General features: G+C 40.5%; 13 protein-coding genes and 2 pseudogenes. 3 read left to right on the forward strand and 12 right to left on the reverse strand.

Annotated elements, in window-relative coordinates; all coding sequences use genetic code 11:
• Positions 1-691 precede the first annotated feature (691 nt).
• The 7 genes and pseudogenes from KQI32_RS09465 to KQI32_RS09490 form a co-directional block, all read right to left on the reverse strand.
• Positions 692-1033 (reverse strand): annotated as a pseudogene (locus tag KQI32_RS09465) (type I restriction-modification system subunit M N-terminal domain-containing protein); the annotation flags it as partial.
• Positions 1034-1560: 527 nt separating this feature from the next.
• Positions 1561-2121, reverse strand: coding sequence for a leucine-rich repeat domain-containing protein (locus KQI32_RS09470; RefSeq protein ID WP_253291146.1), 561 nt, complete (start codon positions 2119-2121; stop codon positions 1561-1563).
• 33 nt (positions 2122-2154) lie between these two features.
• A pseudogene (locus tag KQI32_RS13660) lies at positions 2155-2220 on the reverse strand (leucine-rich repeat domain-containing protein); the annotation flags it as partial.
• A 12-nt stretch (positions 2221-2232) separates the two neighbouring features.
• Positions 2233-2589, reverse strand: coding sequence for a leucine-rich repeat protein (locus KQI32_RS09475; protein ID WP_216424828.1), 357 nt, complete (start codon positions 2587-2589; stop codon positions 2233-2235).
• A 95-nt stretch (positions 2590-2684) separates the two neighbouring features.
• Complete coding sequence (locus tag KQI32_RS09480; RefSeq protein ID WP_308167051.1) at positions 2685-2948, reverse strand: leucine-rich repeat domain-containing protein; 264 nt, start codon at positions 2946-2948, stop codon at positions 2685-2687.
• A gap of 15 nt (positions 2949-2963) precedes the next feature.
• Positions 2964-3179, reverse strand: a complete 216-nt coding sequence (locus KQI32_RS09485; protein WP_216424830.1) for a hypothetical protein — start codon at positions 3177-3179, stop codon at positions 2964-2966.
• A gap of 23 nt (positions 3180-3202) precedes the next feature.
• On the reverse strand, positions 3203-5089 hold the full coding sequence (locus KQI32_RS09490; protein ID WP_216424831.1) for a leucine-rich repeat protein: 1887 nt from the start codon (positions 5087-5089) through the stop codon (positions 3203-3205).
• 201 nt (positions 5090-5290) lie between these two features.
• Between KQI32_RS09490 and KQI32_RS09495 the strand changes: the two genes are divergently transcribed.
• Positions 5291-7021 carry a helix-turn-helix transcriptional regulator gene (locus KQI32_RS09495; protein WP_216424832.1) on the forward strand — a complete coding sequence of 577 codons (1731 nt, stop codon included), beginning with the start codon at positions 5291-5293 and terminating at the stop codon, positions 7019-7021.
• A gap of 128 nt (positions 7022-7149) precedes the next feature.
• Here the strand turns inward: KQI32_RS09495 and mobQ are convergent, their stop codons facing one another.
• From mobQ to KQI32_RS09515, 4 genes are all read right to left on the reverse strand, one after another.
• The gene (gene mobQ, locus KQI32_RS09500; RefSeq protein ID WP_216424833.1) at positions 7150-8838 is read right to left on the reverse strand and encodes a MobQ family relaxase; all 1689 of its coding nucleotides are present in this window, start codon (positions 8836-8838) and stop codon (positions 7150-7152) included.
• 471 nt (positions 8839-9309) lie between these two features.
• Positions 9310-9519 carry a DUF3847 domain-containing protein gene (locus tag KQI32_RS09505; protein WP_216424834.1) on the reverse strand — a complete coding sequence of 70 codons (210 nt, stop codon included), beginning with the start codon at positions 9517-9519 and terminating at the stop codon, positions 9310-9312.
• Entirely contained in the window at positions 9516-9686 is a 171-nt protein-coding gene (locus KQI32_RS09510; RefSeq protein ID WP_216424835.1) for a hypothetical protein, read from the reverse strand. The genes KQI32_RS09505 and KQI32_RS09510 overlap by 4 nt, the downstream gene beginning before the upstream one ends.
• 88 nt (positions 9687-9774) lie before the next feature.
• Positions 9775-12054, reverse strand: a complete 2280-nt coding sequence (locus KQI32_RS09515; RefSeq protein ID WP_216424836.1) for an Archaeal ATPase — start codon at positions 12052-12054, stop codon at positions 9775-9777.
• 210 nt (positions 12055-12264) lie between these two features.
• On the opposite strand from KQI32_RS09515, the gene KQI32_RS09520 reads away from it, so the two are divergent.
• Positions 12265-13878, forward strand: coding sequence for a recombinase family protein (locus KQI32_RS09520; RefSeq protein WP_216424837.1), 1614 nt, complete (start codon positions 12265-12267; stop codon positions 13876-13878).
• Between the two features lie 54 nt (positions 13879-13932).
• Here KQI32_RS09520 and KQI32_RS09525 read toward each other — a convergent pair whose 3' ends face one another.
• On the reverse strand, positions 13933-14160 hold the full coding sequence (locus tag KQI32_RS09525) for a helix-turn-helix transcriptional regulator (protein WP_216424838.1): 228 nt from the start codon (positions 14158-14160) through the stop codon (positions 13933-13935).
• A gap of 182 nt (positions 14161-14342) precedes the next feature.
• Here KQI32_RS09525 and KQI32_RS13665 point away from each other — a divergent pair.
• Positions 14343-14542, forward strand: a 200-nt coding sequence (locus KQI32_RS13665; protein WP_216424839.1) for a helix-turn-helix domain-containing protein, incomplete at its 3' end; no start/stop codon positions are given.

The raw sequence follows: 14542 nt of genomic DNA on the forward strand, positions 1-14542 counted from the left end.
ATTCAAAACCCTGCTTTTTGCAGCAGAGGTAAATATGTATATTTGTTTCTTGCTTGCGGCTTGCCGAAAAATGCCCCAAGTAAGTTTTTCTCAGTTCTTGTTATCGCATATTTCTGTTTTTCATAATCACTTCATCCTCTCTATTTCATTTTTATATATTATTAGAAATTATTCCTAATAATATATATACCGTAATCTATTCCTCTTGTCAAGACAAACAGCCAAAATCTTTACTGTTCTCTGTTTTTTCCATGGAAATTCTATTTTACTGCGGCTTTAAACATTATCTCGGGGCTCTGTTGCAGGTCTGCCGTTATTTTCGCGGTAATACGGTCTTCGCTTTCAAGAATTATAAAAAACAAAACGGTCCTTGTTATCGCATACCGAATGAAAACGGTTGCCGGTGAGAATAAAATCGTCGTTTTGTCGGACGGCGTTGTTGCGGAACATGGCATACCCAATGAGCTTCTTTACAAAGAAGGAATATTTAAAAGAATGTCCGGCCTTCAGCTTACGGGATAAAGCCGGACGGTGTAATTGGCGGCTTGCTTTTCAGAAGCAAAAAACAATGCGGAAAAATTTTTCAAAAATGCCGGAAAGTGCGGAAACGCGCCGTGCTGAAAGCGTATCCGGAGCAGGCAGCTTTCATCATGTGCAGGCATACAAAAATAAGAAGGAATTGCTATGTCCCAGGGTTCGTTTTTTCAATAGTGTATAATGCGGTATCTATTTTGAGTGCAATATCGTCTTGCTTTGCGTTTTCTATAATATAAGACCAACGGCTTTCGGGTGGGATAAAGAATACATTGTCTTTTGTGTAAGCAAAGGTCTTTTCAATCTGTGATTCATAACCCATATCAATAAGCTTTTGTCTTTGTTTTTCGAATTTATCACTTGCAAACTTAAGGAAGAACAGAGAAAGAACAACGTGCTTATACTCCGCAGGCTCAACGGAGCCACGAAGCTTGTCCGCTGATTTCCATAACGCTTCTTCCATAGTTATTTCTTTTTTAGGTTTAGCAGCTTTTGCCATTATATCTTCCTCCGGTTCATTCCTTGTGTCATTCGTTTATTGAGGTGGAATACAAAAAATTTTATAGAAACGGTAATTTGAGATATTGTTAAAAAAATTAAAGATATGTGTTGACATTTTAAGCGTTTTTTATCGCATAAAACAAGGGGTTTCAGAGGTCAAAACGGACAAGGTAATGGTTATATATTACCTTGCCCGAAAATGCATTTTTCGTTTTCTACACACATAAAAATTTACACTTGATGTTTTGTGTCAAACTTGTTTTGATACAAAACATCAAGCATGCAAAAGGGGTATGGGGAAAAGACATTTTCCCCATAGAATTATGCAAACTAAAAAAGACAGCTTCAATTGGCTGTCCTTTTGGATATATCATAGTGTTAATTATTTCCGACTTTTCGTTTTTGTGATAATTACCTTCTGCTCTCTTTCAAGCCGCTCAACGCTTGCGCCGGGACACCCTGAAATAAAGCGGATGGAAGAGTAGGTTCTGTTGCTTGTAAATTTCGGTGCGATGTAATCTGATTTTATTTTACAATTTTGAAATCACATACAGGTGACATTCCGCTAAGGCTGTTCCAAATCATAACCTTTGCGCACGTATAGGGTTTGGTCGGTATGAATGTTATTTCTCTATTGGTTTCACTGTACTCGTTCGACTGCTGCATTTCGACAAATTTATCGCCGTCATAAAGAGCAAGGATAACAGACTTGCCTGCGGCTATGTTTATCGGTTTAACAACTATGTTTCCGTTCTCGGAACGTCTTGCGCTTATGCCTCTGAGGTACGTAATACCTATATCGGTTAAAACATATTTTCCGTCTCCTATTAATTCATTATTCCAATCGGTTTCACTTCCGATATAATAAACCTGTTGTAAATTCGTACAATCCTTAAACGCATCCGTGTCGATAATCAGCACGCTGTTCGGGATTGTTATGCTTGTTAATCGCCGGCAGTTGCATAAGGTACTTTCACCGATTTTCATCACGCCGTCCGGAATTGTTATGCCGGTCAATTTCGAGCAATTCAAAAACGCACGGTCACCGATACTGGTTACGCTGTCCGGGATTGTTACTTCTTCCAAACCGATTTCAGAAACTATTTTGTAGTTCTTATACGTTGCAAAATAGCAATTTTCAAATGCACGATTGCCGATACTTATCACACCGTCCGGAATTGTTACGCTTTTTAAGTTTCAGCAATCTTCAAACGCTCCGTCGGCAATTTTTATTACACCGGTCGGGATTGCAAATGAGTCACCCGCTTTTTCTTTTGGGAAACGTATAATCTCGGTTTTTTCTTTGCTGTATAAAACGCCGCTTTCGGAGCAATAAGCAGGATTATCAGGATCAACGGTTATGCTCGCTAAATCTAAACAAGAATAAAACGCCTCATCACCAATGCTTGTCACGCTTTTCGGAATTGTTATGTTTGGTAAATCACCACAAGCGAAAAATGCACTGTCGGCAATGGTTTTTGTTCCGGATTTTATGTTACACGGAGTCGATTTGCCCTGATATGCTGATATAAAATGATTTCCTATATACAGCACATCATCATCACTGTCCTCCCAATCATTATAGCAGCCGGTATCGTAAAACGTCCAATAACCGATGCTTTTTACGCTGTCGGGAAGTTCTATCGCGTTTAATTTTTACACATATAAAAAGCCTGAACGCCAATAGTTTCTACGCCGTCTTGAATGATAACTTTTTCCAGACCTCTGCTGTAAGTTATGTTGTAATCATCATCCGTTTCCTCATAATAACAGTTGGAAAACGCACCCATACCGATACTTTTTACGCTGCTTGGGATTGTTATATTTTTCAGGTTTTCGCAATAGTAAAATGCGTGTTCGCCGATACTTGTCACGCCATCGGAAATTACGACTGTTTCAAGATAATTATAAATATTGTTATTTTTTACCTACGGCGCAAGCGTTCCGCCTGTCTGCCAATCAAAGTCACTCATAGCTCCTGTGCCGCTTATCGTAAGGACTTTTGTTTCGGTATTATATTCCCATGTCAGATTAGCGCCGCATGATACACCGGTTGTTTCGTTGCTTATAATCTCGGCGAACGCCGGAAAAGGCATACATAAAACCGCCATGAAAACGATGCATGCTAAAATTCTTTTTTTCACAATTTACACCACCCTTTTATCCGTTAATTGTTGTTCAGTACATAAGAAAATTTCAAAAACATTGTTGCCGTATCGGCTCTTGAGGGTGCAACTTTCGGATAGATTGCGTATTCATATCCGTTTACGGAGTGAATATACATAATGCCTTTCTCAAAGCACCAGTTCATGGCAGACAGTGCGTAGTCAGCAATGTCGCCGCTGTCGTTGTAGCCCGATTTTGACAAGTCCCAACCGTCACCCACGCTCATGTCAAGCCCTTTTGACTGCGCATACCGATAGAAGATAGCCGCAATCTGCTCTCTTGTAATAACATCATCGGGCGAAAATGTTGTATCGCCCGTGCCGTTCAACACGCCGTTTGCTGCTGCCCATGCAATCGGTTTTTTGTACCAATCCTGCGTTAAATCCGAAAATTTTGAATTTTCGCTTGTTTCGGGAGAGCCGGCAAATCTGTAAAACATTGTTGCAAACTGTGCTCTTGTGATACTGTCATCGGGATTAAAGGTGTCCGCTCCTGTGCCTGCCATAATGCCGTTGTCAAGGCAAAACTCAATTCCGTAATGGTTGTGGTCACCGTCGGCGCTTTGTATATCCTTAAAGCGTTTCACCGCACAATTATTTCCCTTTTCTTCACAGGTGAATCTGCCGTCTGCCGCAGCGGTCGGTTCGCCTTTTTCTATTGTTTCGCCTGTATCGAGCAAAACGCACTTAAATCCGTTATCCTTAGCATACTGCTCCGCTGCAGTGCCGCTGTGGCACTTGATAACAAAATTCTCGTTTCTTACATCATAATCATTTACATAATCCCAGCCGAATGCGTGCAAATCGATTTGAGTTACGCTTTTCGGAATGGTAACTTCATTTAAATTGTTGCAACGGAAGAATGCCGCCTCGCCAATGTGCTCAACGCCCTCTTCAATGGTAAGATTTGAAAGGCTTTCGCACCATGAAAAGGCATTGTCGCCGATTTCTTTTACCGTGCCGGGAATAACAACATTGTTTAAGTTTTTGCACCAGTAAAACCCGAGCTTTGAGATGGATTTTAAGGTTGACGGAAGTTTAACCGATGTAATATCCGACATTTCAAATGCGTCAACACCCATAAGAGTTGTACCCTCGCGGATTTCAATATCGCCGACAGCTTCCCATTCGTGAATCTGTTTGTTTTCGGTCGGTGCGGATGGGTCGGGATTGTCAATTTCGGCATAGCCGATTCTGATTCCCGCGATTAAATACTGCCCGTGATACTGAATGCCGTCAACGCGGTTATTTGCATCCTTATCATATGCCGAGCCGAAAAAGATTCTTTTTCCCATGTATTCAACATTGCTCGGCATGGTTATATTTTTAAGTGCTTCGCCGCTTATTGCCTCGCTGCCTATGTACTTTACACTTTCGGGAATAACAAGCGTTTCAAGCTCATCGCCGCAGTCTATGGCAAAGTCTTTTATAACCTCAAGTCCGTCATTTAATTTAAGATACTTTAAATAACGTCCGTAAATCGCCCTGTTTCCGATTTCCTTAATCGTCGGCGGAAGCGTAATGCCCGAAATTTTTGTTGCACTCTCACGAAGCGCTCCGTCGCCTATCGCCGTAACCGGGTGCCCGTCTATTTCGGACGGAATATTAAGTTCAACCGTGAAATTCGGATCGGGATCGTGCCAGAATTTCGCCGAATAACTTGTAATCATCGCCGAGCCGTCATCACGAATAGTATAAACCACCGAATCAATCGAATCCTTTTCACGATACTCCTCCATATCATCGGTTACGGCAGTTTTACTTTGCTCGTTCCATTCCATACCATAATCCGAATCGTAAATACTCCACGCATTTGCCGTTGGCACAAATGCCGCCGAAGCCAGTATTGCCGTGCCGAGTGTGATAGAAATAAGTTTTTTTAAGTGCATAATCATCAGCCTTTCCGTTAATTTATAATCATTGCATACAACAACCCCACTATACTTATTTATTATAACATACTTTTTAATTTAAGTAAATGCCATTTCCTGAATTGGCATTGCCAAACACGGAAAACTTTTTTTGGTTTTCTATTTATTATTTCAAAAAAATATGGTATAATTAAAAAAAGAGCATAAGGAAGTGATAAAATGTTTCGTGAAAAGCTGAATAAATATATGGAGCTGCTGCATTGCTCCGGCAAAGAATTTGCAGAATACTCCGGAATATCCGAAGCTACCGTAAGCCGATACAGATCCGGTGCAAGAACACCAAAGGCAAATTCGGAAGATATGAAAAAGCTGTGCCACGGGATTTGTGCAGCGGCAGAGAAAAAGGAAATTGACTTATCGTACAAAACCGTGTTGTCGGAATTGAATACTCTTGCGGAAGCCGTGTCGTTTGATTATGATTCTTTGCAAAAAAAACTGAATGTGCTTTGCACTGTCTTTTCGGTGAACCTTGCAGATATGTCGAAAAGCCTGAAATATGACTCGTCATATATTTCAAGAATACGAAACGGCAAACGCAGACCTGCAAATCCCCAAAAGTTTGCCTATGATGTTGCAGGGTATTTTTCGGTTTGCTATAATTCCGACGGTGATAAAAAAATCATTGCGGAAATCTTAAACATAAAGCCAAGTTTGATTAAGGCAAGGGATAATTATGTGTCCGAGCTTACAAGCTGGCTTACGGACAGTAAGGTAACGAAAAAGCCGGAAAATCCGATTGGCAATTTTTTATCTGCTCTTAATTCATTTGACTTGAATGAGTACATAAAAGCAATTCGTTTTGACGAATTGAAAGTTCCGTCGCTTCCGTTTCAGCTTCCGACAGCAAAAAGCTATTATGGGATTGATGAAATGAAAAACGGCGAGCTTGATTTTCTGAAAGCGACTGCTCTTTCAAAATCAAATCACGATGTATTTATGTATAGCGATATGCAGATGGACGATATGGCAGCCGATATGGAATTTTCAAAAAAATATATGTTCGGTCTTGCCGTAATGCTGAAAAAGGGATTGCACCTCAATGTTATTCATAATCTCAACCGCCCTTTTAACGAGCTTATGCTGGGGCTTGAGTGCTGGATACCTCTTTATATGACAGGGCAAATTTCACCGTACTACCTGAAAGGTGCACACAATCAGCTTTTTTGTCATTTTTTGAATGTGTCCGGTGCGGCGGCATTATCCGGAGAGTGTGTTTCGGGTTTCCACGCAAAGGGCAGATATTATCTGACAAAAAACAAAGATGAACTTTCTTATTATCAAGAGAGAAGCTCATTTATATTAAAAAAAGCGTACCCGCTTATGGATATTTACCGTGAGGATAAATCGGCAGAACTTGCCGCATTTATGATTTCCGACTCTCATACAGACGGCAATCGGCAAAGCGTACTTTCGGCACTTCCGATTTATACGGCAACTAATGAGTTTTTAGAAAGCTTTCTTGACAACAGAAATGTACCGAATGACGAAAAGCAAAAAATCCTTGACTACGCAGCAACACGCAGAGAACAGATTTTTGAAATTCTTAAAAACAACTCTGTTTCGGATGAAATTCCACGGCTGAGCAAGGAGGAATTTAATGACAATCCCCAAGCTCTTTCGTTATCGCTTATGTTCTGCAATGAAAATCTTGAGTATACATATAATGAATACGCCGAGCATCTAAGGCTCACAAAAGAATTTGCGGAGAAAAACAAAAATTATTCCGTCACACGGACAAAAGAAAACGTATTTGCCAACATACAAATAACAATGCACGAAAACGAATATGTTATGATTTCAAAAAATAAAGCGCCGACTGTTCATTTTGTAATACGCCATCCAACGCTTCGGAAGGCAATAGAAAATTTAGAATTTCCAATGTTGAATTGAGCAAACAGAAGTCATTCCCAGGGCGGTTTTGGGTTAGGGTATTACCTTGTTCAAAACCGCCTTAAAAAGCGTTGATTTTGCGATGTTTTCAGTTGCCTGTTTGCTCAATTATGCCCTGAATATTACGCTTACCGTTCATTTTCTTTTTCTTGTTTACGGCGGATATTTTCGGTTTTTTGCACACTTTTCTTGTTTCTGTAATTTTCAAGCCGTTTGCGTACGGAATACCTGTCTGCTTCACCTATGGCTTTATCGGTTTCGGATTTTGCGGTATTAAAGATTTCTCTTGAAAATGAATTGCCGTAAATTTTTTGCAGTTCGGATATTGTTTCACTTTCAGCCTGTGGTCTGATGTCATAACGCAAATCTTGTAATTCTTCCGTATCAAATTCCTGTGCCTGTTCCTTTAACTGGGCATATTCCTTTTGAGCGTTGTCAAGCCTTGTTTTGCTTTCGTTTGAGTGTCTTTCCATAATGGGAACGGCTTTTTGAATATCGTTTAGTTTACTCTTAACTGTCTGAATATCATTTGTATTGAGGTTTGCTAAAACCGTGTTTTTCTCTGTACGCAATTCCTCAATTTGCTCCGACAGTTCATTGACAGCTTGCGTTAATTCCTTATGCCTGAAAATCTTAATCGGCGGCGTTTTTGCCTTTTCGTCCTGTTTCTGCTTGCGCTCGCTGATTTTTGATTTTAATTCAGCGATGATTTCAGAATAATCATCGCAGTGAAATTTCAGCCTTGCGGCTTCTGCTGTCTTTGCGGTTTTCCACTTATCCGCAAAATTTATGACATACCGACAATGAATCATTGTACTGCGTAATTTTTCAAGCGTTTCCGCAACGGCGGGCAGGGTGCGTTTAACAGCCTCCGTCAGCTTCTTTATCCGTTTTTTGATTTCACGCAAAATACGGTTGTCCTCTTTAATCTGCCGATTTAATTCGCACCGTTCGGAAACACCGCCTTTTTTCTCGATTATCCTTGCGGAAATCCCCTCATAAATTGTCGGCTGTTCATCAATGCCCCTTGCTTTATGACTTCGGTGGTCAATACGGCTTTCGGATTTTGCAAGTTCAAGATATTTATTTGAAATACCAGCCCAATTTTTTCGCCATATCTGCAACTGCTCCTCGCTGTTCCAACGCTCCGTTATGGGATTTTGTCTGCCGTAGCGTGTGCTTTTCGGATATTTTGAAACACGCTCCAACCCCTCTGCCTGTGACGGCGGCATATATACTTTCTTTTTCCCGACAAAATACTGATATTGTTTTTCCCAGCCGTCAGCCTGTGCTGCCTTAAACTCGGCTGATGTAAAACCCCGTTCCTCACCGTTTTTAACGCACAAATATTCTTTTTCGGTTTTGCTCTGCCACTTGCCGTTTTTGTCAAGCGGTCGGACGGTCAGCATAATATGTGCGTGTGGGTTGTGTCCGTCCGTATCGTGAATACAGAAATCGGCGCACATTCCGTCTGCTGCAAAATTGTCCTTTACATATTCGGATATTAAGGATATATTTTGTTCTCTGCTCAGCTCAACAGGCAAGGCAACAACAAATTCCCGTGCAAGCCTGCTGTCCTTTGTTTTCTCGGCTTCTTCAACGGCATTCCATAACACACTTCGGTCTTGCCATTCCGGCGGAGCTTGCGGTGGCAGCAGCACCTGTTCATAGACAAGACCGTGCTTTCTCGTATAATCGTGCTGCACTCCGTCATAATCGTTGAAAATCTTGGAACAGCTCATATATGCGGAAGCTGCAACGGCACTTCTGCCGACACCCCGACTTATGACCTTCGCTTCCAAATGATAAATTGCCATAGCGATTTTCCCTTTCCGTCACGCAATAGACAGCTGTTTTCGGGGACTTTAAGTGGTATATATTACCTTTGCGAAAGCAAGCCCGAAAACAGTTGATTTTACTTGATAAAATCCGTCCTGTTGCGTGACATTTTTGTTTCTTTTTTTCAAAAAGAAAGTGGGCGGAAGATGTATGACAGATAACGCACATTTGAGATAAAAGCTGTGAAGCAGGTTTTATCTTTGGTCGGCGGTACAACTTTGTACCAAATTGAAATAAGGCTGTTGTTTCAATTTATCTGCGGTAAAGCAGATATGCCGACCATAGCAGACAATGCGATTTTTGCGTTGTCTGCTTGCCCTCTGCAAGAGCGCACGGCTTGCCAACGGCAAGTACCACCACTTGACCTGCGGTCAAGTGGTGAGTAAGCGCGCCTTTATAGGGAAATTAAGGGGATTTTCGCATAGAAATCCCCTTGAAATAAATTGCTTTTACATCAGATTTTCCGTAAAATACCGATGCAAAAATTCCTCCAGATTATCGGTTTCTACCGTTTTTATTTCGGGTAAAACCTTTTCCAAAGCCGCACCCTCAACGATAAGCCTGTGCGTTCTCGCCTTGCGTTCCTTTACTCTGTCACGGGCGATTGCTTCTTCCAATCTGTGCTTTTCCTGCAATAATTTTTTCTCGTCCTCTGTCATACTGCTTTTCGCTCCTTTACCTTGTTTTTCAGCATTGATAAAATCAAATCGTCTGCCGTTTGTTTCGTATCGGGATTTCCGAATGATGAAACAATAAATGTAATCTTGCCGCATTTTCTGCGGTATGCGTTTCCGATAGGCGCTGCTCTCGGTTTATTATTGAACATAAAAAAGCCTCCTTTCTCTGCAAACTGTAATTTCAGTTTACAGGAAAAGAGGCCGTTTTACATTGAGCGCAAATTGAGCGTAAATTGACTAATTTTCCGATATTAAATTTTGTGTATTGATTCCGTATGCGGAAACAGCGTCTTGCAGTTCGGATATTTTCCGCTGCGTAAGCTCCGGCTCGTCCTCATAAATTTCGGCATAGATATTCAATGCCCTTTTCAAATACGGTACGGCGTTTGCCTTATCGTCCATCTGCAAATATATAATACCTGTATTCCATAAAAGCTCCGCATAAATACCGCTGTTTTCTTCCGTGTATTCGGTGCATTTCTTTAATGCCATTATTGCTTTTTCCGGCTCGCTTAAGTTTGCGGCAAGGTTGGCATAATTGCAGATTTGAGCGATACTGTCGGCTGTGTACTGCAAGTTATTTTCTGTTAAAATATAATATGCCTTTTCCATATATATTTTCGCATTTAACATATCGCCTGTTGCGTGATACAAGCCGCCCATATTAGCGCAGATATTGGCGGCAAGGTGCGGATTTGTATTTTCATCGCATAAATTTACGGCTTGCAGCTCATATTCCAAAGCGGCGGATATGTTTTGATTACAGATGTGCTCATACGCCGATTTATAATCAAAAAGCAAAGCACGGTCATCATTGTTATGCGCCATTGTTTCAAGCTCTGCAATAATCAGCTTCATTCCGCTTTGATATGCGTACTTTTCCATATACGCAAATGCGTCTTTTATGAATATCTTGTATTTGTCCGTATCGTCCTTTTCTGCAAGCAGGATTATATTTTCAATTACCTTAAACATTGTATTGTGATACGGCAGGTCTGCTCCGTGCATAAGGCACAGGTTATGTATGCCGGCGATAAAAATTTCGCAGTTTGAAATACTCGGCTTTTTATCGTCAAGCGTGATTTCCCTTATCAGAGGGTGCAGGGTGATTTTGTGTAATTCATTTCGTTTTATCGTTCCGTATTCTATTAGCCGGTTAAGGCTGTTGAGATTTTTTAAGTTCAGCCATCGTGCAAAAAGCCTTGGATCTATGCCCTCGTCGGGAACAAAGGTCATACATTTTAATATTTCGCCGCACTCGCCGTCAAGTCCGGCAATATACATCAGTCTGTGGATATGCTCGTAATAGGTTGCCTTTCGGTTTCTGCCGTCCTTTACGATATTTATTTTATCCTCGCTTTGCAGTATGCTTTTTAATTTTTTCAGCTCCGCAAGCAGTTTTTTCGGCTTTAATATTCCGCATGCAAGCAGACGGGCGGCAAGCTCGGCTGACAGAGTGTGACGGTGTACCTCATTAATGATTTGCGTTACAATTTCAATTTTCTGTTCGGTTTTGTCATAGAATTTTCCGGCAAGCCCGACAAGGGTACTTTGCGGCATTTCCAAAGCCTCAAATTCCGTGTATTCGGAAAATCTGCACCTTGTTGTAAAGAGAATTTTACAGCGGTATTGCATAATATCGTCAAAGCCGCTTTCGGGCGTGGGGACAATATCAAAATTATCAATGATAATCAGCGTGTCCTCTTTCAGACTTTTCAAAAATCGGCTGTGCCTTTCAAAACGGCTGTCAGCGTCGGTTTCCGTATCGTCGGCAAAATCGCAGTCTGCAATCATCTGTTTTAAGTTTCCGCCATACCGTAAATACAAAATATTCGTATATTCTTTTTTATATTTTTCGGCATACATTTTGGCAAGCTCACTTTTGCCTATGCCCGCAACTCCCGTTAAAAATATTTTATCGTTTTCTTTCAGTAATTCGTGTATATTTTCAAGGTCGGTTTCCCGTCCGCAGAAATGACGGCAGGGCTTCGGTACAATGTCATAGATGTAATCTTTCACAATGGGTGAGAGCGCTCCCGTTGATAATAATTCTTTCGTTTTGACATCGTGTTTTATAAATGTCCTGCTCATTGTAAATAACAGTACGCGGCTTATGAAATTTGAAAGGTCAATATCATTGTTACAGGGATAATTTTCTGTAAGTTCACTTTTTAGATTTGCCGATACGGTCGTATCGTTCATCAAAATATGATACAGTTCCTCTGCCGCCATAAATTTATCATAAAGCAAGGGCAAAATATTTTGTTCAATGTCAATCGCCATTGCCTCAATATTTCCGTTTGCGGAATAATAGCTTGTAAGGCGAGAGCTTATTTTCGCCGTTCCGTTCAGCCAACGGCACACAAGCCCGTTGTCGAAATCAAAGTCAAGACCTTCGTCGCTTTCGATAAAGTCCTTGAATAAGTCGTACATAAAATCAAGCTGGCTTATACTTTTGCCGACTGCAACAAAATCAAGTATTATTTTTGCAGCCGTGCAGAAATCGCATATTCTCATAATTAAAATTTCACTTCCTTTTTACTCAATTTCAAGTCAATTTACGGTCAATGTTTTTTACTGATTCTTATTATACAATTATACCATAAACCGATAAAAAAAGATATATTCAGAACAGAAATTTTTGATTAGGCATTGAAATGTTTTCAAAGGCACGGTATAATTAAAATACACAATATCTTAAATTGCTGTTCGGAAAGGAAGGAATCAATGAATAAGAAACAGCAATTTAATAAAATAACGGCTCTTTACTGCCGGTTAAGCCGAGATGATGATTTGGGCGGCGACAGTATGAGCATACAAAACCAAAAGGCAATGCTTGAACATTTTGCAAACGAAAACGGACACACCAACTGCAAGTATTTCATAGACGACGGTGTTTCCGGCACAACGTTTGAACGCAAAGGCTTCCGGGAAATGATAACCGAGATAGAAAACGGAAATGTAGGCACGGTTATTGTAAAAGACCTGTCAAGACTTGGACGCGAATACTTGCAGACGGGTTATTACACCGAGATTATGTTTCCGAAATATGATGTTCGTTTTATCGCCGTAAACGATAATGTTGACAGCAGCACAGGTGATAACGAATTTGCTCCGTTCAAAAATATTATCAACGAATGGTATGCACGCGATATTAGCCGTAAAATCCGTTCTTCGTATAAAACCAAAGCGTTAAAAGGCGAATTTACGGGCGTGTTTGCTCCGTTCGGTTACAGAAAATCGCCGGAGGATAAGCATAAGTTAATTCCAGATGAGAATGCTGAAATCGTTAAGCGTATGTTTCAAATGGCATTGGACGGCAAATCGTGCTGTGCTATCGCAACTGCATTAAAAAAGGAGCATATTCCCACGCCCGGCGCTTATGTCCGAAATAAAGACGGGGTTATGCGTGAAAACAAAAAGGTGAAATATCCGTACAGCTGGTTTCAGACAACGGTCAGAGATGTTTTGTCAAACGAGGTGTATATCGGCAATATGGTAAGCCTTAAATTTACCTCAAAATCCTTTAAGGACAAAAAGCTGATTGCACGCCCCGAAAGCGAACATATACGGGTTGAAAACACGCACGAGCCGCTTGTTGACAAGGAAACATTTTATACCGTTCAAAAGCGTATTGCAGTCAAAAAGCCGCAAAACAAATTAAATCCCGATAATGTTTTTCGGGGGCTGGTATTCTGTGGCGATTGCGGCTCAAGCCTTGTCTACAAAAAGGAAAACAGCGTAACAAATACCGCTAAATATCAATGCAATTTGTATGTTCACAGAGGGAAAAACGTATGCACAAACCATTCTGTCACCGCTGAGAATTTGAAAAGCATTGTGCTTAACGATATTAATCGTCATATACGGCTGTCAAAAGAGGATAAGTCGGCGTATGTAAAAAGGCTTGTTCAGAGTACGGACGATATGCAAAGCGGCGAAAGTGCGTTATCTAAAAAGGAAATACAGAGAATAACGCAAAGGCTTGACGAGATAAGCAAAGTTTTGCAGACAATGTATGAGGATAAGGTTTTCGGTCGCATATCAAATGAGCGTTACGCTTCAATATCCGCAAGCCTTGAAAAAGAGGAAAAGGAATTAAAAAGCCGTTATGATGAAATTCAGACGAGATTATCAAGGACGGAGCAGAAAACCGAATCGGCAAAGGATTTTGCAGATTTGATAGAACGGTATTCGCCCGTTAAAGAGCTCACGGCAGATTTGTTAAACCGCCTTATTGACAAAATCGTCATTCACGAAAAAACGGACGAAAACGGCGAAAAGGTAATGCCGATAGAAATTTATTACAGATTTATCGGTAAGACCGAAAATGAGAATTAAAGGCGGCACGCACAGCCGCTGTATAAATTTAGGCTCACCACCGCAATATACGAATTACTTGATTGATTTTTTGTTATTTTCCGTGTGTATAACTTCCACAATATCACCAATGTCACATTTGAGTGCTTCGCAGATTTTCAAAAGCATTGTAAAAGAAACCACTTCGTTTTTATTTAGTTTTGTAAGTATTCCGGGAGTAATTTCTGCCATTTTTCGTAAATCAACTTTTGACAAGCTTCTTTCCGCAAGTAAAATCCATAATTTTTTATAGTTTACACTCATTTCAATTCCTCCGTTTGTTTTAACTCTAAAATAGGGTTGGATTTATTCTATGCTTAATTCTTGATATAACTTCATCTGTAGATGGGTTATTTGCATCTGATACTTTATTTAGAAATTCTCCAATCTCGTTTTTAATGGTTGTGGTGGTGTTATATTAAAAAAGTAGACAGAAAATATAAAATATGATATCATTTTTTACACCCCCTACAAGGAGGTATTTGTATGTCAACTTCACCAAAAAATATGATGAAAATTTCAAGAAGAGCATTGTCACGCTCCATCAAAATGGTAAGACGCAAACACAGCTTGCAAAAGAATACGGCATCTCCCTCACAGCCATCAGCCGCTGGGTAAAACAATACTCTGAAATCAAAATCGATGA

This window comes from Acetivibrio sp. MSJd-27 (assembly GCF_018918095.1).
Lineage (GTDB): Bacteria > Bacillota > Clostridia > UMGS1840 > HGM11507 > HGM11507.

Bases quoted from the DNA above. Each gene is read 5' to 3' on its own strand.
- KQI32_RS09490 (WP_216424831.1), bottom strand. From the start codon at position 5,089: ATGCACTTAAAAAAACTTATTTCTATCACACTCGGCACGGCAATACTG.
- KQI32_RS09495 (WP_216424832.1), top strand. From the start codon at position 5,291: ATGTTTCGTGAAAAGCTGAATAAATATATGGAGCTGCTGCATTGCTCC.
- mobQ (WP_216424833.1), bottom strand. From the start codon at position 8,838: ATGGCAATTTATCATTTGGAAGCGAAGGTCATAAGTCGGGGTGTCGGC.
- KQI32_RS09505 (WP_216424834.1), bottom strand. From the start codon at position 9,519: ATGACAGAGGACGAGAAAAAATTATTGCAGGAAAAGCACAGATTGGAA.
- KQI32_RS09510 (WP_216424835.1), bottom strand. From the start codon at position 9,686: ATGTTCAATAATAAACCGAGAGCAGCGCCTATCGGAAACGCATACCGC.
- KQI32_RS09515 (WP_216424836.1), bottom strand. From the start codon at position 12,054: ATGAGAATATGCGATTTCTGCACGGCTGCAAAAATAATACTTGATTTT.
- KQI32_RS09520 (WP_216424837.1), top strand. From the start codon at position 12,265: ATGAATAAGAAACAGCAATTTAATAAAATAACGGCTCTTTACTGCCGG.
- KQI32_RS09525 (WP_216424838.1), bottom strand. From the start codon at position 14,160: ATGAGTGTAAACTATAAAAAATTATGGATTTTACTTGCGGAAAGAAGC.